The following is a 16,390-nucleotide window of genomic DNA, read 5'->3' on the forward strand; positions in this document are numbered from 1 at the left end:
TTAAATATGCGTGGTATTATTGATAAGATTATCGGCTTTTTCAAATCCCATCACGAGTTGCATATAAAACGCAACGTGATTACTTACGGGGTATGCCTTGTTATTGCCACGATTTTATGGTTCTTGAATACCTTGAACAAAGAGTACTCGACAGAACTTACCTACCCGATAAGATACGCCGACCTTCCCAAGGGAAAACTATTGGTTTCCGAACCTCCCAAGGAAATGACGTTGGAGGTAAAAGCACACGGTTTCACTTTATTGCGTTATAGCATAGGTACATCTTTTTTGCCCATCGTGGTCAACGTGAGTTCGCTTGTCGACAAAAAAGATTTACTGGAATACACGATTAACACGGAAGATATAAAAGAACGTATCGCCTCGCAATTGAATTCCGATATCAAGTTGATAAAAGTAAAACCGGAAACGATCACGTTCAAGTTTTCACAATTCGGAAGCAAGAAAGTACCCGTGATCCCGCAAGTCGACTACACGCTGAAACGGCAGTATATGCTAAAAAACAATATTTCAGTGATTCCCAACGAAGTGGAGATCAGCGGTCCCGCGTCTATTCTTGACACACTGAAAGGAGTTTATACCTCTCCGTTAAAGTTAAAAGAACTGTCGAAGGATGTGACCAAAAACGTTTCTTTTGAAGAAATTCCCGGGACACAAATCTCCGAAAACGGCGCAAAGGTAAAAATTGAAATAGAACGTTTCACGGAAGCAAAGAAGAAAAGCACTATTCACGTGAAGAATCTGCCGGACTCGTTATTGATTCGTTTGTTTCCTCAAAACATCGACTTCACTTTTGACGTCGGTCTAAGCCGTTACGAGTCGATTTCCGACACAAACTTCTCGTTTTCGGTGGATTACACGCAAATCGCTAACAACCCGGCTGCACTCAAGGTGACCGTGGATAAACAACCCGCACACATCAAGTCTTTAGTACTTATGCCCGAATCGGTTGAATACTTAATCGAAAAGAAAAAATAAGACCATGCTTAAAATCGGACTGACAGGAGGCATCGGCAGCGGAAAATCAACCATCGCCAAGATTATTGAAATATTGGGATACCCCGTGTATATCAGCGACCTAAGGGCAGCATGGCTGATGAATTGGGATTTGGAGGTTCGAGAAGCTTTAACGTCATATTTCGGGGATGAGATTTATTTACCGGGAGGCAGGCTAAACAGGCAACGACTCGCTTCCATCATCTTTAACGATAAAAACGCAATCACGGAAGTAAACCGAATTGTTCACCCGGCTGTCACCCAAGATTTTCTTGAGTGGTGCGGGGAACAAAAGAAGGACATTCTATTTTTTGAATCGGCAATCCTTTTTGAATCAAAGCTCGAAGGGCTGTTTGATTACATCATTTCAATTTCTGCGGACATGGAAACCCGCATCAAACGAGTGGTAGAGCGAGATGCCACGAAACGGGAGAAAGTAATTGAACGTATCAACAATCAAATGCCGGATAGCGAGAAATTGTCGAAATCGGATTTCGTGATTTACAACAACGATGACGATCAAATCGTAAAACAGATTTTGGCGATCATTCATCAACTAAACAACCTGAATAAAAATAGATAACACATTATGGCAAAATACGGAAAATGGATAGGCGGCGGATTAGGTTTCGTGATGGGAGGTCCCATCGGCGCACTACTAGGCTTTTGGATCGGCTCTTTTTTTGATTCCGCCACCGTTATCACAAATCAACAAACGTCACAAGACCCCGCATCCCGCCCGACAGGCAGGGGAGATTTTCTTGTCAGCCTCGTGATACTGGCAACTGCCCTCATGAAAGCGGATGGGAAAGTGACAAAGGGTGAACTGGAGTACGTGAAACGATTTTTCAGGGATAATTTCGGGGAAGAAGGTGAACGGGAAGCCCTTGCCATCATCAAAGACTTGTTGAATAAAGAAATCTCCATCGAGCAAGTCGCCATGCAAATACGCGTGAACATGAATATTTATTCCCGCACGCAATTACTTTATTTCCTGTTCGGGCTGGCAAAAGCCGATGGCAACGTGTGTAACCACGAAATAGCCTTGCTGGACAGGATTGCCAATCTCCTGGGAATAGACTCGAACACGTACCAATCCGTCAAAGCAATGTATTATGACGATTCGGGTTCGGCTTACCAAATTTTGGGCATACCGGCTTCCGCCACGAATGAAGAGGTGAAAAAAGCATACCGGAAAATGGCTATCGAGAACCACCCGGACAAAGTTGGCTACATGGGAGAAGATATTCGCAAAGCCGCCGAGAAGAAATTTATGGCAATCAACGAGGCTTACGAGAAGATCAAAAAACAAAGGGGAATTAATTAAGACGGAAGTTTAGGAAAATATGCAAGATATCATAAATACACGTTGCGGTTGGAGCGGAACAGACGAACTATATATAAAATACCATGACGAAGAATGGGGCAAACTCGTTACCGATGACAAAGCTCTATTCGAGTTTTTGGTACTCGAAAGTGCTCAAGCCGGATTAGCCTGGATCACGATCCTCCGAAAACGGGAAGGATACCGGGAAGCCTTTCATCACTTTGACGTGCAGAAAGTAGCGCAAATGACATCGGAAGACATCGAACGGTTGATGCACTTTGATGGAATCGTCAAAAACAGGCTAAAAATCAATAGCACGATCAATAACGCAAAACTATTTATGGCTATTCAGGAAGAGTTCGGTAGTTTCTACAAGTACATCTTATCATTCTTTCCCTATCAGCCTCCTATTATCAACCATTTCAAGACCTTGAGCCAAATTCCCGCCACATCTCCCGAATCGGATGCCATGAGCAAAGACATGAAAAAACGAGGCTTCAAGTTCTTCGGTTCAACTATCTGCTACGCTTTTTTGCAGGCAGCCGGCTTTGTGAACGACCATTTGGAAGGCTGTTTCTGCAAAGCAAATCATACTACAAAGGCGTAACCGTTTCATGGCTTCCGGATTTGTACATTTTGCCCGTGTTCTTATTTTCGATTAGTCATTTACGTTTTGGACTTTAGCTTGTTGAAGTGGCACACAAGGAGTTTACCTGTTTCATCGTGTAAGTGCATCCCGTTTCCTTCACAATATCGGAACATGGAGCAATCGGCACACTCCCCCTGCCTAGCCCATTCTCTGTCACGAAAAGGTGCGAAACGCTCATTCCACACTTGCATAAAATCATCCTGATAGATATTTCCTTGATTATAATTCGCCCGAATGCTGGGACATCCCGAGATGGAACCGTCCACCCGGACAGAAGCGACAGAAATACCAGCATTACAATGGTAAAAATAATCCCGGACTTTCGCTTCATACCGACCGAGAAATCCTTCGCAAGCGAAGTTGAGTTGTATTTTATTCTCCCGACGGGTAGATTCGATAAAATCCAATACCGTTACAAATTGTTTGTCAGAAAGTTGTAACTCGGGAATATCCGCAGCACGACCAACCGGGAATATGGTAAATATACGCCAACGCCTCACACCTATCCCGATGAGATAATCCCGCAAGGCGGGCAATTGGTCGATATTGTTTTGATTTACGCAAGTCACCACATCCCAAATAATCTCCTCCTCACGGGCAAGCATCCGGATTGCCCCCGTTGCCTGTTGGAAACTTTTCGGGTGGCGACGAAGCCAATTGTGGGCTTCTTCCAATCCGTCGAGGCTGACCGTAATGGAGTGCATCCCGGCTTTCAGCAAAGAATCCAAACGTTGACGGGAAAGGTATAGACCATTGGTTACGATACCCCAAGGATATTCCCTGTTGTATAATTCACGCCCGCAAACTTCCAGATCATCCCGCATCAAAGGTTCGCCTCCGGTAAATATGACAAACACCTTGTGCGGGTTCACGTGTGGAGTAATGGAATCGACCACCCTCAAGAAATATTCTCTCGGCATATCTGCCTGCTCAACACTCGCCCGGCAATCACTGCCACAATGACGACAAGCAACATTGCAGCGCAGCGTGCACTCCCAAAATAATGTACGCAGTTCATGCGCCTCTTTTTGTTGCTGCCGTTTTGCCCGGAAGACCTCTAATCCCAAACGTTGACGAATTCCCGGTTTATTACTCATCTTTTTTCTCTTTTAAAACCACGGTGATTTCCTTTTCCACATGTCCACGATACCACACCCCATCATCTTTACTTGTCTTCAAATCTCCACGCAAGAAAGTAACTTTTAATGTATCCGGTTCATATGGAGGGATACCCGGTTGTGGGGTGATATCGTAAAATTGCATCTCGTAGCGAACTGTATCCGCGGGAAAATCATAAAACACACGTTCAAAATGACCTTCTCTGTCCGTGTACAAGGTATCCCGAATTTCCACAGTCATGATAGGTTGATCAGGAATAAAATTCTCCGTGGCAACTTGATAAAATTCACACTTAGAGATAACCACCCGAACTCCGGACAAAGCTTGTCCAACCTCGTTTTGTACTTTTCCTTTAATTGAAAAGGTTGTTGTCGGACTTCCATACATACACTCTCCTCCCATGTCATCATCACAAGCTGTAAAGCCAAGCACTACCAGAAAAGAAGAAAGCAACCAACCCCAACTTTTACTCCAATAATTCTTTGATAATTCCATATCCTTTTATTTTTATATTAAAAGTTCAATCGTAATCCCAGCTGTCCCGTAAAATTGAAAGCATTTTCAGAACGCTTCGTTTCAACAGTTCCCTTGTAATCGAAATAGTAACAAATTCCTCCTTCCGCATATACCGAAACAAAACGGATAAGCGGGTAAGCAACCCCAACACGGGCATACGTCGTCCATAGCACTCCCGGGATACGAATATGTTCGTACCCGTACGAGTTTTTAAGTTTTCCGGCAAGGTTCACCTCTGCCAGTATTCCCGCATTAAAATAACAATATGGACGGGACCAATTGGTTAATCGATAATTCACGGAAACCGGCATGCCCAAGAAATGCAATGATTGTTTCTGAACAACCCGATCGCTCGATACATATTTCCATTTGGAACGCAAGTATGTATATGTCAATCCGGTTTGAAAACTCCAACGTTCGTTTATCGGGTAAGACAAAGATACCCCGAACGAAATAGGCATGGAATGTTTTACCCGGGTAGTTCTCTCCGGCAAATAACTAGGAGTCGAAGTTGCCCGGGATAAAAGAGGCTCATCTTCATCATTCGGATTGGAATTATCATTCCATACGTTATCCATCGCTGCCATATCACCACCATTATTTAGAGAAACTCCTGCTAATCCCATATTCCCACTGCCCACGCCAATACGCCATTTCCGAGGTGACTTCTTTACCAAAGGGGCATTAACATGACTAACTAACGAAATAAAGGATTTTTCCTCTTCACGAGGTGACAAATACAAGGTGCTATCAAGCGATGTGATAGTACATTCCTGCACAAATTGTTTCGATAAAACTTCTTTCCCGAGCACATAAGAAGGCAACTCGCTCACGCTTAAAGGTGCCACGTATAATTTGGCATCAGGTATTGAGAATAGAGGTATTGAATTACTCTTTTGTACCGCAGCAAGACCAGCTATATCATCTTCATCCGTGTACCACCAAAATAACACACCCCCTACCGCCAACAAGAATAAAGCGACCACGGCAGCGACACGACGTATCCATCCATGAACAAGCCGACGACGAGGAAGCCGGGCGGAAATTCCTTCCCAAGCAACTTCCGTCGGGCTATATTCCACATCGTACAGCCTTTCCCGGAAAATATCATCAAATCGCTCTCTCTTATCCATAATCAGTACATCTTTTTAATCATCTCCTGCAAACTCTGCCGGGCGCGGGCATATTGCGAGCGGGAGGTTCCTTCCGTAATATGAAGCATCTCTCCGATCTCTTTATGCGAGAACCCTTCGATAGCGAACAAATTAAACACCGTACGATACCCCTCGGGCAACTGCCGGATCATTTGCAGCATCTCCTGCTCTGTCAACGTTTCCAAAACCGAAGGTATGGTATCCTCGACATCAATCTCTCCCTCTATCACTTTAGAAAAAATTCTTTCCTTGCGAATCTTTTCCAAAGCGCAATTGATAAAAATCCTCCGCACCCATCCCTCCAAACTTCCGGCAGCGGTATATTCATTCAACCGGGTGAAAATCTTCACGAAGCCGTCTTGCAATAAGTCCCCAGCCGCATCCCGATTTCCGGCATAACGGATACACACGCCCATCATTCTGGGAGCGAAATATTCATACAGAAACTTTTGTGCTTTCGGATTACCTTTCCGGCATTCCTCAATCACCCACGCTTCGTCCATTAGTCTCGTTTATTTTCCTTTTCACAGGCAAGATGCAATTTTTTATTCAAACGTTGCACGAGGGCAATAAAAAATAAACAATTCATTGTTTTTACTTTTAAACATTGATTCGTATTTTTGCCCCTCATTAAAACACAAAAAGAAAGCAATATGTTGAAAGAAATTTTATCCATCTCAGGAAAACCGGGATTATACAAATTAATTAGCAATACATCGAACGCTTTAATCGTAGAATCATTACTTGACGGAAAACGCTTTCCTGCTTATTCTAACGCAAAAATTATTTCTCTTGAAGATATTTCCATATACACGGAAGATGAAGATATGCCCCTGAAAGAGGTATTCAAAAGAATATACGAGAAAGAAGAGGGCAAACCGGCAATCAATCACAAGGAATCTGCCGCGGACATCACGAACTATATCGACTCTGTCGTGCCGGAATACGATGCAGACCGGGTATATGTATCCGATATGCGGAAAATGATCCAATGGTATAACCTGCTGTTGGAAAAGAATATGCTGAACCTCGAAGAGGCCGAGGAAAAGAAAGAAGAAGAGAAGAAATAGTTTATAAAGTTTATAAGGTTTATAAAGTTTGTAAGGTTCTTTACTTTATCACTTTATAAACCTTATAGACTTCACGAACTTTATAGACAGCCATGGCAAACGATTATTTCCAATTCAAAAAGTTTATGATCCGTCAGGATAAATGTGCCATGAAAGTAGGTACAGACGGTGTTCTTTTGGGTGCATGGGCAGATCTGACGGCAGCGCATCGTTTACTTGACATTGGAACAGGTACAGGGCTGATAGCCATCATGGCGGCACAACGCAATTCGACGATACAAATAGATGCCGTAGAAATTGACCCAGTTGCTTGCGAACAGGCGAAAGTAAACGTGCAAAACTGCCCGTGGAAAGAACGTATCCGACTTTTCCAAGGAAGGGTACAGGATTTCAAACCGACTTACCTGTACGACGTTATCACGTGTAACCCGCCTTTCTTTATCAACTCCACCAAAAATCCGGAATTAAACAGGGCACTCGCACGCCATTGCGAAACTCTCTCTCACGAGGATATTTTAAACGTCGCAGAAAAATTATTGACCCCGGAAGGAAAACTTTGTGTTATTCTGCCGGTTCCCGAGACGGAGCATTTTATAACATTAGCCCAACCTCGTAAATGGTTTGTTAACAAATTTACAACAATTCATCCGACCCCGAACAAACCTCCGAAACGCAAATTACTGGAAATTTCAAGAAAGCAGAAACCGACTGAAAATAAAACTATTATACTCGAAATAGAACGTCATTTTTACCACGAAACCTACGCTCAATTAACAAAAGATTTCTATTTGAAACTATAAATCCGGGAGGGCATTTATTACATTTTGTTTGCCAGATTTAAATCTATATACACAAAAGATTAACGATCTATTAACTATTAAATCATGGAATACGCCCTATCTTTGTAATGTAGAAAACAGATAGAAGACACAGTTTTTTTTCATAAGTTTGTATGTTTAGGTTAGTAGTTAGTAATTAAATAAGAGATCGCCCCATCGGTCTCTTATTTTTTTATTACCTTTAACCGCATTTTAGGATGCAAATCATGTTGTTGTCAAATTTATATATTATTTATGCAAACCACTGTCTCTTTAGGAATAGATATTGGCGGCACCAATATCGCATTCGGAATCATCGATAAAAATGGGAATTGCCTGGCAGACGGCTCTTTACCCACAACAGCGTATAATACCCCTCAAGATTTTGTCCTGGATTTACACAAAACGGTAAATAAAGAACTATCCAAACTGGAGGTCAAATTGATTGGCATCGGCGTCGGCGCCCCTAATGGAAATTATTTCAACGGAACCATTGAAAATGCAGCTAATTTGAAGTGGAAAGGTACTATTCCTATGGTCGAATTGCTAGTAAAACAATTTGGCGTACCTTCCTTTATCACTAATGACGCAAAAGCTGCAGCAATCGGGGAAATGATATATGGCGGGGCAAAAGGGATGAAAGATTTCGTGATTATTACACTGGGAACCGGATTAGGTAGCGGTATTGTGGTAAATGGAAAACTTGTTTACGGACACGATGGACTGGCTGGAGAAGTCGGGCACACGCTCGTGTGCGGAGGCGACAGATACTGCAATTGCGGTCGCCGGGGATGCCTCGAAACTTACGCTTCGGCAACCGGAATCAAACGCACGGCTTGCGAATTGCTCGCCCTTGAAAATACACCGAGTGCTTTAAGAGATATTCCCTACACGGAAATCACGGCAAAGAAAGTATATGATGCAGCTCAAAAAGGAGACCCCATCGCACTCGAAGCTTTCAAGATTACCGGTGAACAATTGGGCAAAGCACTGGCAAACCTGGTTGCCATTATCAGCCCAGAAGCTATATTCCTGCAAGGAGGGGTTGCAAATGCCGGAGAATGGCTTTTCAAAACCACACAGGAACAAATGGAAGCCAATATGTTGTACGTATTCAAACAAAAAGTAAAAATATTACGCTCGTCCCTTCCCACGAATGCCGCTATATTCGGGGCATCCGCGCTTGTATGGAATGAATTAAACGCTTAGAAATAAACATCATGAAAACACGACTCCTTATACTCCTGCTCTGTTCTATCGGGACGTTCACGTCCTGCCGAAAAGAAAAAGAAACTCGAGTTACGGACTACGTTGATCCATTTGTTGGAACTGCCGGGCAAGGGCATTGCTTCCCGGGAGCCGCCATACCATTCGGAGGCATCCAACTCGGTCCGGATAACCCACGTAGCGGTTGGGAGTGGTGTTCCGGCTATCATTACAGTGATAGCATTATTTCTTCGTTTTCACATTCACACCTGAGCGGTACCGGAATCGGGGACCTGCAGGATATTCGTCTTCTGCCGGTCACGGGTAGACCGCAACCAGGAGAAAGTGCCATCGACTTTATCACGTCCGGGTACGCCAAGTTCTCCCATGCTAACGAGATCGCGGAACCAGGATTTTATAGTGTGACCTTCGATAATGGCATAAAGACTGAATTGTCTGTCACTGCCCGTTGCGGTATGCACGCTTACCAATACCCGGCAAATTCCGTTTACGGGGTGACCTTGGATTTAACCACGGCTAGAAATTGGGATCGGACAGTGATGACCTCCATCAAGAAAATAAATAACCGCACGATACAAGGGTACCGTAAATCCACCGGTTGGGCGAGAGAGCATAACGTCTATTTCTTCATGGAATTTTCGCAGGACGTTGATGTTTGGGCGGGTAGCGATTCCTTGCAACTACTGAAGAACGGGCAGAAAATCGTTTCCGACAAAGGATACGCGTGGATAGATTTCGGAACTGTAACCAACAAAGTATTGGTAAAAGTCGGTATATCCTCTGCCAATTGCGAGGGAGCTGCAGCTAATCTGGACCGGGAACTTCCTCACTGGAGTTTTGACAAAGTGCGCCGGGAAGCCAAACAACAATGGAAACGGGCTTTATCTCGAATCAAAGTTGAAGGCGGAACAAAAGAACAAACACGAACATTTTATACTGCCCTTTACCACGCTTACCTTGCCCCCTACCTGTTCTCGGACGCACACGGGAATTACAAAGGTCCGGACGGGGAAATCCATAGTGTAGGCAAAGAAAACCAATATACCGTATTCTCGCTGTGGGATACGTTCAGAGCTTCGCATCCGTTATTCACCATCACGCAAAAAAACAGGGTAAATGATATGGTTAACTCGTTTATCCGGCATTACGAGGCCTACGGGTTATTGCCGAACTGGGAATTAATGGGTAACGAGAGCCATTGCATGATCGGCAACCACGCCATTCCGGTCATCACGGAAGCTTACTTGAAAGGCATACGGGGATATGACGTTGAAAAAGCTTACGAGGCGATGAAGGAAACTTCTCTTTCCAAGGGACACGGGTTGGGAGTTTTCCGGGAATACAATTATATACCTTGTGACTTGGAAAAAGAATCGGTATCCAAAACCCTTGAATTCGCATACGATGACTGGTGTATCGCGCAAATGGCAAAAGCTTTGGGCAAAGAAGACGACTACCTTTATTTCATGGAATCATCCAAAAACTACAAGAATGTGTTTGATCCCTCGACCGGACTCATGCGAGGCAAATTAGCCGACGGCAGTTGGAGAACCCCCTTCTCTCCTTTCTCTTCCACACACCGGGATGATGATTACACGGAAGGAAACGCTTGGCAATACTCGTGGTTTGTACCCCATGACATTGAAGGGCTCATCGCTTTGCACGGGGGAAAGGAAAACTTTGCACTCAAATTGGATAGCCTGTTCACACTTCCTTCTGTCATAGAAGGCAGTAATGCCTCTCCCGACATCAGTGGATTGATCGGACAATATGCCCACGGAAACGAACCTTCTCATCATGTGGCTTATTTATTTAACCACACGGACAAACCTTACAAAACGCAATATTACGTGGATAAAATCCGCCGGGAACTCTACACGGATCGTCCGGACGGGCTATGCGGCAACGAGGATTGCGGGCAAATGTCTGCATGGTACGTCTTTTCCGCATTAGGATTCTACCCGGTCAATCCCTGTGACGGCAAATATCAGTTAGGAACTCCGATGTTTGAAAAAGTAATTATCAAACTTGGACAAGACCGCCGTTTCGTGATAAAAGCCAACCGGGAAAACGATCAATATATTTACGTGAAAAAAGTATTATTGAATGGAGAATCCCTAGATCGTACATGGATCACCCATGACGAAATCATGAATGGCGGAGAACTCGAATTTGAATTAAGTACACAAGAAGAAATTGAAAATTGAGCATCTGCATTTTCAATTTTCAACTTTCAATTTTCAATTGTTATGAAGAACATTGGGGTAATTCTAGCCGGAGGTTCCGGACGTCGCTTAGGCAGCGAACTACCAAAGCAATTTATTATTATTGCCGGGAAAACGGTATTGGCTCACACGTTGACAACATTCGAGGAAAACGAGCATATCGACGAAATCGTTATTGTCGTCCATAAAGATTACTTGAATGAAACACGGGAAATCGTCACGGCCGAAGGTTTCCACAAGGTAAAAATGATTATTCCCGGCGGAAAAGAACGCTACCACTCTACTTTGGCTGCTTTAAACGCCTACCCGAACGAAAAATGCAAATTTATCATCCATGACGCAGTCCGGTTATTCGTCACCCAGCACATGATCGACGACACAATCGAAGCGCTCGATCATTATCCGGCTTGTACAACAGCCATTCCTTCCACCGATACGATTCTGCAAAGTGATACATCCGGTCAATTCGTGAACAAGATTCCCGATCGCTCTACCCTATTTCAGGTACAAACCCCACAAGGTTTTCTAGTGGAAACATTACGCGAAGCTTATAATCAAGCATTAACAGACCCCCATTTCTTCAGCACGGACGACTGTGGAGTGGTAAAACGCTATTTACCGGACACGGTGATCAAAATCATCGAAGGGTCGCCTTCTAATGTTAAATTAACTTACAAAGAAGATATTTCCATCATAGAACGACGTCTTTTAAGTTAGAAAAAGATACATTTGTCGCTGAAGAAGTATAGACGTGTATTAGATCGGCGCCATGAGAATTTTATTTGTAGGCATTCTTGTAATCTTGTTTTCTTTATCAGGGCAAGGACAAAAACGAGATATTGTATATAACGCATCATTATCGGGATTCGTTTCCACACAAAAGACATTACCCTTTTGGGCTGTAAGCAATCGGCATGGACTCATGCCAAACGGGAACGGTACTCTCCTCGAACTGGGGCTATATTCCGATTTCACGAACAAACATAAGATTCAATTCGCATATGGGATATCTGCCGGAGGGTATTTATCCCGCCCGGGAAACAAGATCATCTTAGACCAACTTTTCGCCAGTGCCCGTTGGCGCAATCTTCGTCTTGACCTTGGTATGATTCACCCGGAAGAGCAATATAACGGCGTTTCCTCCACCAATGGAGATTTCGTCCGATCAGGTAACTCCCGGACATTCCCCGGGTATAACTTGAGAAGTGAATTTATTAAAGTGCCCTTGACCAAAGGAATTATCGCCTTCAGATTCAATTGGGCTGATTACATGATGATTGACGATAGTTACATGAAAGACATCCGCCTGCACAATAAATCTCTCTACGTGAAAATCAAGCCTCATCATCGCCTGGAAATCATTGCCGGACTTGAACATTGGGCACAATGGGCTGGTAAACATCCTACTTTGGGCAAACAACCGGGTTCTTTCAGTGATTACTCTCGGATTATTTTCGCCGAAGGAGGAGGTGCGGGATCTACTGTTAGCGACTCGATCAATGCCTTAGGGAATCACTTGGGGAGGGAACATCTAAGAATTAATTATTTAGCAGACAATTACATCTTATCATTCTATCACGATATTCCTTTTGAAGACGGCTCAGGCACAGACTTCCGTTCCTTCCCGGATGGCACATATTGCTTTTATTATGGCTCAAAGAACCCCGAACAATGGATTTCTGATGTAATATACGAGTTTTATTACACGAAATATCAATCCGGTTCCCAGCATGATCGCCCAGCAACACCGGATGAAATTGCAAAACAAGACCCGAATAGTCATTTTTATGGCAGAAAAGTACTCGGGGGATGTGACAACTATTTCAATAACGGAGAATATGCCAATGGCTGGACGCTATACGGGCAAGTCATCGGTAGCCCGTTCATGACTCCCGGTTTAAGCGGTAATCTGATTAGAATTATCAACAACCGGGTCATCGCCCACCATATCGGAATAAAAGGTATGGCATGGAAAACCACTCCTTACAAGCTAATGCTCTCGTATTCCAAAAACTACGGAACGTATAAGGATAAATTCAATAAAGACCAATTCTCCGGAGCTTTAGAGGTAACCCTTCCCTTCCACAACTTACCATTCTCGGTAGAAACAGGTATTTATGGGGATTTAGGAAAACTTTTCAAGGACAATTTCGGATTCACTGTCAAACTCAGCCGAAAAGGGAAATTGCTTAAATAGAAGAAGGCTTATCACGGGAGAGATCATTTTCCAATTGAAAAAATATATTCCCGTAAAAATAAAACATCGCAAAAAATATCAACATCAAAGCTCGTGAATTTGCCCACGATAGAGTAACACATGAATTACTCACAACCAGGAATACACATATTATAGCAAGTATCAAGAACGAAAATTTCTTTCTCTTGATCATTCGATAAATCGACACAAAAAACACAAAGAGGATAACCGACAATCCGACAATTCCTCCTGTAATCCAATATTGAAGAAAAGCGTTATTCACGTTATTGAATTGCGCAATATTTAGATCAGACGCCTCGTACCACGCTTTAATCCGATGTTTCGTCATGACTCCCAATCCCCATAATGAAAACTCGTCTAAATGCTTGAAGCTTTCTTTTATAAATGCTAATCTTGGAGCCAAAGTTCCACCCACGAATTGACCATCCCGAACATTCCGCATCTCTATTTCCATCTCCTCTATCCGCTCCTCATACTTTTTCAAATCCGAAAGCAATACAAAAGTCAATACAACCAACAAAGTTCCTCCAAAAACCCAAACACGCCGCCAAAAGGAAAACTTTTTGAACAAATATATATTCATGACTAAAAAACCAAGTAAAAAGCCGAATATAGCTGATTTAGTAACCGTGAAAGAAAGGAATAACACGAACATCCAAAACATACAGATGACGCATATCTTTCTATTCCATCGCTTTTCTATGATTATTAGGAAATAAGTTATTAACGCAGATACTGCCAAAAGCATAGCTTGAACCTCCAACCAATATTTACTTCCCAAGACAATCCTATTTTCCCCGAACCGATTATCATACAACATTCCCAAAGCCTCGCCCGGGGCTGTAAACAAACGGGTACCCGTTATCATGAGAAGAATATACAGATTCAACAATAAAGACCCCACGCAAAAATAAAAAAGGAAACGCTTCACCAAAGCCGGCGTCAACCAATCTTTCCATGTCACAACAAAAATAGGGACCAAAACAAAATTAAGAGCTAAAGCTTCAAACGTTCCGTAACTAGGCTTAGCGATAGGATTCCCCTTTAGTAAAACGATAATCGTATGCAATGAAAAGTAAAGTAAGAATGCCACGTTAACCCCAATGTACAATCGTTCTGACATTAAATTCGTCCATACCTGCTTTCCATTCTTCCACCACAATAACAGAACAAATATCAATAAAAGGAAATTGAAGACATTACCATACAACGGGGCAACACTTCCCAACAGGAAAGCAACAGAAAGAAAAAAATAGCTCTGAAACTTCACCATCCAGCTCATAATATACATTTGGCATACAAATATACAAGATATATCTATCTTATAGCATCTGAACGCCAAAAATATTAAACACGTATGAATTATAGAAGCCGTTATACAATTAAATTTCTTGGCACATAGGCAATTATTCATAATCCTGCACTTTTGTACCAAGCGCATCTAAATGTCGTTGTGGAACAAAAGGCGTTACGGAGGAACATTTGCACATAAAGATATCGCATTTGAATTCGGTTCTGCTATCAGTGTGCCTTTTAAGCTATATACACACCAATGCCATCAAGCACAACCTTGTTCCGGCAGAAGTCATTTCGGCGCAGGCAAGTATTATCTACGCCAACGAAACCGACGGGTTGAACGTGGCAATATTCGACATGACAGCAAAGCAATAGCGGGAAGACAATCTCTGATTCATGGTCAAGTTCAGTAGAAAAGGGAAATAGCTTAAATAGAAGAGGGCTTATCACGGGAGAGATCATTTTCCAACCGGGAAAATATATCCCCGTAAAAATAAAACATCGCAAAAAATATCAACATCAAAGCTCGTGAATTTGCCAACGATAGAGTAGCACTCGAATTACTCACGACGAAGAACACACATAATATAGCAAGTATCAGGGACGAAAATCTCTTTCTCTTGATCATTCTGTAAACCGACGCAAAAAACACAAAAAGTACCGTTCCCAACCCGACAATTCCTCCTGTTATCCAATATTGAAAGAAAGCGTTATGCATATTAGTAAATGGTTCCAGATTCCAATCCGGCGTCTCAAACCACGCTTTAAGCCGATGTTTCGTCGTGACTCCCAATCCCCATAATGAAAACTCGTCCAAATGCTTAAAACTCTCTTTTATATATGCCAATCTCGGAGCCAAAGTTCCTCCCACGAATTGCCCCTCCCGCACATTCCGTATCTCGACCTCCATCTCCTCTATCCGTTCCTCGTATTTTTCCAAATCCAAAAGCAACACAAAAGCCAATACAACCGACAAAGCACCCCCAAAAACACAAACACGCCGCCAGAAAGAAAACTTCTTGAATAAACATATATTCATAACCAGGAAACCGAGCAAGAAACCGAATATAGCCGACTTGGTGACTGTAAAAGAAAGGAATAGCACGAACATCCAGAACATGCAAAGGGCACATATCCTTTTATTCCATCGCTTTTCCACGATTGTCAGGAAATAGGCAATCAATGCAGATATTGCCAGAAGCATCGCTTGAATATCTAACCAATACCTGCCTCCCAAAACAAATCGATTTTCCCCAAACCGGCCATCATACAGCATCCCCAAAACCTCACCTGGAGCGGTAAACAGGCGGGTACCCGTCATCATCAAGAGAATATACAGATTCAATAGCACCCCCCCCGCGCAAAAATAGAAAAGGAACCGTTTTAGCAGCTCCGGTGTCAGCCAATCCTTCCACATCACGACAAAAATCGGGACTAAAACAAAATTAAGTGCCAATACTTCAAACATCCCATAACTAAACTTAGCCATGGGATTCCCTTTTAGCAAAACAATCACTGTATGCAATGAAAAGTAAAGCAAAAATACCACACTAACCCCTATATACAGCCGTTCCGACATGATATTCGCCCATACCTGCTTCGCATTCTTCCAGCACAACAACAGGAGAAACGCCAATAAAAGAAAATTAAAGACATTACCATACAACGGGACGACACTTCCCAAAAGGAAAGCGACAGAAAGAAAAAAATACCCCTGAAACTTCACCATCCAACTCATAATATGCATTTTCCGTTTC

At 42.9% G+C, this 16,390-nt stretch carries 16 protein-coding genes and 1 pseudogene; 11 read left to right on the forward strand and 6 right to left on the reverse strand.

The genetic code is table 11. The features are described 5' to 3' along the window. Positions 1-6 precede the first annotated feature (6 nt). The 4 genes from BN8899_RS02870 to BN8899_RS02885 are packed head-to-tail and all read left to right on the forward strand — an operon-like array spanning position 7 to position 2,948. Positions 7-996 carry a CdaR family protein gene (locus tag BN8899_RS02870; RefSeq protein ID WP_018338385.1) on the forward strand — a complete coding sequence of 330 codons (990 nt, stop codon included), beginning with the start codon at positions 7-9 and terminating at the stop codon, positions 994-996. 4 nt (positions 997-1,000) lie between these two features. Continuing rightward, complete coding sequence (gene coaE, locus BN8899_RS02875; RefSeq protein ID WP_065218221.1) at positions 1,001-1,597, forward strand: dephospho-CoA kinase; 597 nt, start codon at positions 1,001-1,003, stop codon at positions 1,595-1,597. 6 nt (positions 1,598-1,603) lie between these two features. Next, on the forward strand, positions 1,604-2,341 hold the full coding sequence (locus tag BN8899_RS02880; protein ID WP_065218222.1) for a TerB family tellurite resistance protein: 738 nt from the start codon (positions 1,604-1,606) through the stop codon (positions 2,339-2,341). Between the two features lie 19 nt (positions 2,342-2,360). Continuing rightward, on the forward strand, positions 2,361-2,948 hold the full coding sequence (locus BN8899_RS02885; RefSeq protein WP_018338382.1) for a DNA-3-methyladenine glycosylase I: 588 nt from the start codon (positions 2,361-2,363) through the stop codon (positions 2,946-2,948). Between the two features lie 59 nt (positions 2,949-3,007). Here BN8899_RS02885 and BN8899_RS02890 read toward each other — a convergent pair whose 3' ends face one another. The 4 genes from BN8899_RS02890 to BN8899_RS02905 are packed head-to-tail and all read right to left on the reverse strand — an operon-like array spanning position 3,008 to position 6,282. Next, positions 3,008-4,087, reverse strand: a complete 1,080-nt coding sequence (locus BN8899_RS02890; RefSeq protein WP_065218223.1) for a TIGR04133 family radical SAM/SPASM protein — start codon at positions 4,085-4,087, stop codon at positions 3,008-3,010. Continuing rightward, complete coding sequence (locus BN8899_RS02895) at positions 4,080-4,604, reverse strand: radical SAM-associated putative lipoprotein (protein WP_065218224.1); 525 nt, start codon at positions 4,602-4,604, stop codon at positions 4,080-4,082. Before BN8899_RS02895 ends, BN8899_RS02890 begins: the two co-directional genes overlap by 8 nt. 17 nt (positions 4,605-4,621) lie before the next feature. Beyond that, on the reverse strand, positions 4,622-5,758 hold the full coding sequence (locus tag BN8899_RS02900; RefSeq protein ID WP_065218225.1) for a porin family protein: 1,137 nt from the start codon (positions 5,756-5,758) through the stop codon (positions 4,622-4,624). 2 nt (positions 5,759-5,760) lie between these two features. Next, positions 5,761-6,282 (reverse strand): RNA polymerase sigma factor, encoded by a 522-nt coding sequence (locus BN8899_RS02905; RefSeq protein ID WP_018338378.1) that lies wholly within the window; start codon positions 6,280-6,282, stop codon positions 5,761-5,763. Between the two features lie 150 nt (positions 6,283-6,432). On the opposite strand from BN8899_RS02905, the gene BN8899_RS02910 reads away from it, so the two are divergent. From BN8899_RS02910 to BN8899_RS02935, 6 genes are all read left to right on the forward strand, one after another. Next, a complete protein-coding gene (locus tag BN8899_RS02910) occupies positions 6,433-6,849 on the forward strand; it encodes a DUF5606 family protein (RefSeq protein ID WP_018338377.1) in 417 nt (138 codons plus the stop codon). 92 nt (positions 6,850-6,941) lie between these two features. Continuing rightward, positions 6,942-7,649: a tRNA1(Val) (adenine(37)-N6)-methyltransferase gene (locus BN8899_RS02915; protein WP_065218226.1), complete on the forward strand. Its 708-nt coding sequence runs from the start codon at positions 6,942-6,944 to the stop codon at positions 7,647-7,649. Positions 7,650-7,922: 273 nt separating this feature from the next. Beyond that, positions 7,923-8,876 carry an ROK family protein gene (locus BN8899_RS02920; RefSeq protein WP_018338375.1) on the forward strand — a complete coding sequence of 318 codons (954 nt, stop codon included), beginning with the start codon at positions 7,923-7,925 and terminating at the stop codon, positions 8,874-8,876. An 11-nt stretch (positions 8,877-8,887) separates the two neighbouring features. Continuing rightward, entirely contained in the window at positions 8,888-11,101 is a 2,214-nt protein-coding gene (locus BN8899_RS02925) for a GH92 family glycosyl hydrolase (protein ID WP_065218227.1), read from the forward strand. Between the two features lie 42 nt (positions 11,102-11,143). Then, positions 11,144-11,836: a 2-C-methyl-D-erythritol 4-phosphate cytidylyltransferase gene (gene ispD, locus BN8899_RS02930; RefSeq protein WP_065218228.1), complete on the forward strand. Its 693-nt coding sequence runs from the start codon at positions 11,144-11,146 to the stop codon at positions 11,834-11,836. A 52-nt stretch (positions 11,837-11,888) separates the two neighbouring features. Then, positions 11,889-13,316: a capsule assembly Wzi family protein gene (locus BN8899_RS02935; RefSeq protein ID WP_231932249.1), complete on the forward strand. Its 1,428-nt coding sequence runs from the start codon at positions 11,889-11,891 to the stop codon at positions 13,314-13,316. Here the strand turns inward: BN8899_RS02935 and BN8899_RS02940 are convergent. Continuing rightward, positions 13,309-14,610, reverse strand: a complete 1,302-nt coding sequence (locus BN8899_RS02940; RefSeq protein WP_231932250.1) for an O-antigen ligase family protein — start codon at positions 14,608-14,610, stop codon at positions 13,309-13,311. The genes BN8899_RS02935 and BN8899_RS02940 overlap by 8 nt on opposite strands. A gap of 193 nt (positions 14,611-14,803) precedes the next feature. Between BN8899_RS02940 and BN8899_RS20320 the strand changes: the two are divergent. Beyond that, a pseudogene (locus BN8899_RS20320) lies at positions 14,804-15,002 on the forward strand (KilA-N domain-containing protein); the annotation flags it as partial. A 58-nt stretch (positions 15,003-15,060) separates the two neighbouring features. Here the strand turns inward: BN8899_RS20320 and BN8899_RS02945 are convergent. Beyond that, positions 15,061-16,371 carry an O-antigen ligase family protein gene (locus BN8899_RS02945; RefSeq protein ID WP_065218231.1) on the reverse strand — a complete coding sequence of 437 codons (1,311 nt, stop codon included), beginning with the start codon at positions 16,369-16,371 and terminating at the stop codon, positions 15,061-15,063. Between the last annotated feature and the right edge of the window lie 19 nt (positions 16,372-16,390).

Origin of the sequence: Butyricimonas sp. Marseille-P2440 (assembly GCF_900091675.1) — a bacterium.
In the GTDB taxonomy this organism is placed as follows: domain Bacteria; phylum Bacteroidota; class Bacteroidia; order Bacteroidales; family Marinifilaceae; genus Butyricimonas; species Butyricimonas synergistica.

What these genes read in the sequence shown, in the direction of transcription:
- BN8899_RS02870 (WP_018338385.1), top strand. Translation starts at nt 7, where the DNA reads ATGCGTGGTATTATTGATAAGATTATCGGCTTTTTCAAATCCCATCAC.
- coaE (WP_065218221.1), top strand. Translation starts at nt 1,001, where the DNA reads ATGCTTAAAATCGGACTGACAGGAGGCATCGGCAGCGGAAAATCAACC.
- BN8899_RS02880 (WP_065218222.1), top strand. Translation starts at nt 1,604, where the DNA reads ATGGCAAAATACGGAAAATGGATAGGCGGCGGATTAGGTTTCGTGATG.
- BN8899_RS02885 (WP_018338382.1), top strand. Translation starts at nt 2,361, where the DNA reads ATGCAAGATATCATAAATACACGTTGCGGTTGGAGCGGAACAGACGAA.
- BN8899_RS02890 (WP_065218223.1), bottom strand. Translation starts at nt 4,087, where the DNA reads ATGAGTAATAAACCGGGAATTCGTCAACGTTTGGGATTAGAGGTCTTC.
- BN8899_RS02895 (WP_065218224.1), bottom strand. Translation starts at nt 4,604, where the DNA reads ATGGAATTATCAAAGAATTATTGGAGTAAAAGTTGGGGTTGGTTGCTT.
- BN8899_RS02900 (WP_065218225.1), bottom strand. Translation starts at nt 5,758, where the DNA reads ATGGATAAGAGAGAGCGATTTGATGATATTTTCCGGGAAAGGCTGTAC.
- BN8899_RS02905 (WP_018338378.1), bottom strand. Translation starts at nt 6,282, where the DNA reads ATGGACGAAGCGTGGGTGATTGAGGAATGCCGGAAAGGTAATCCGAAA.
- BN8899_RS02910 (WP_018338377.1), top strand. Translation starts at nt 6,433, where the DNA reads ATGTTGAAAGAAATTTTATCCATCTCAGGAAAACCGGGATTATACAAA.
- BN8899_RS02915 (WP_065218226.1), top strand. Translation starts at nt 6,942, where the DNA reads ATGGCAAACGATTATTTCCAATTCAAAAAGTTTATGATCCGTCAGGAT.
- BN8899_RS02920 (WP_018338375.1), top strand. Translation starts at nt 7,923, where the DNA reads ATGCAAACCACTGTCTCTTTAGGAATAGATATTGGCGGCACCAATATC.
- BN8899_RS02925 (WP_065218227.1), top strand. Translation starts at nt 8,888, where the DNA reads ATGAAAACACGACTCCTTATACTCCTGCTCTGTTCTATCGGGACGTTC.
- ispD (WP_065218228.1), top strand. Translation starts at nt 11,144, where the DNA reads ATGAAGAACATTGGGGTAATTCTAGCCGGAGGTTCCGGACGTCGCTTA.
- BN8899_RS02935 (WP_231932249.1), top strand. Translation starts at nt 11,889, where the DNA reads ATGAGAATTTTATTTGTAGGCATTCTTGTAATCTTGTTTTCTTTATCA.
- BN8899_RS02940 (WP_231932250.1), bottom strand. Translation starts at nt 14,610, where the DNA reads ATGGTGAAGTTTCAGAGCTATTTTTTTCTTTCTGTTGCTTTCCTGTTG.
- BN8899_RS02945 (WP_065218231.1), bottom strand. Translation starts at nt 16,371, where the DNA reads ATGAGTTGGATGGTGAAGTTTCAGGGGTATTTTTTTCTTTCTGTCGCT.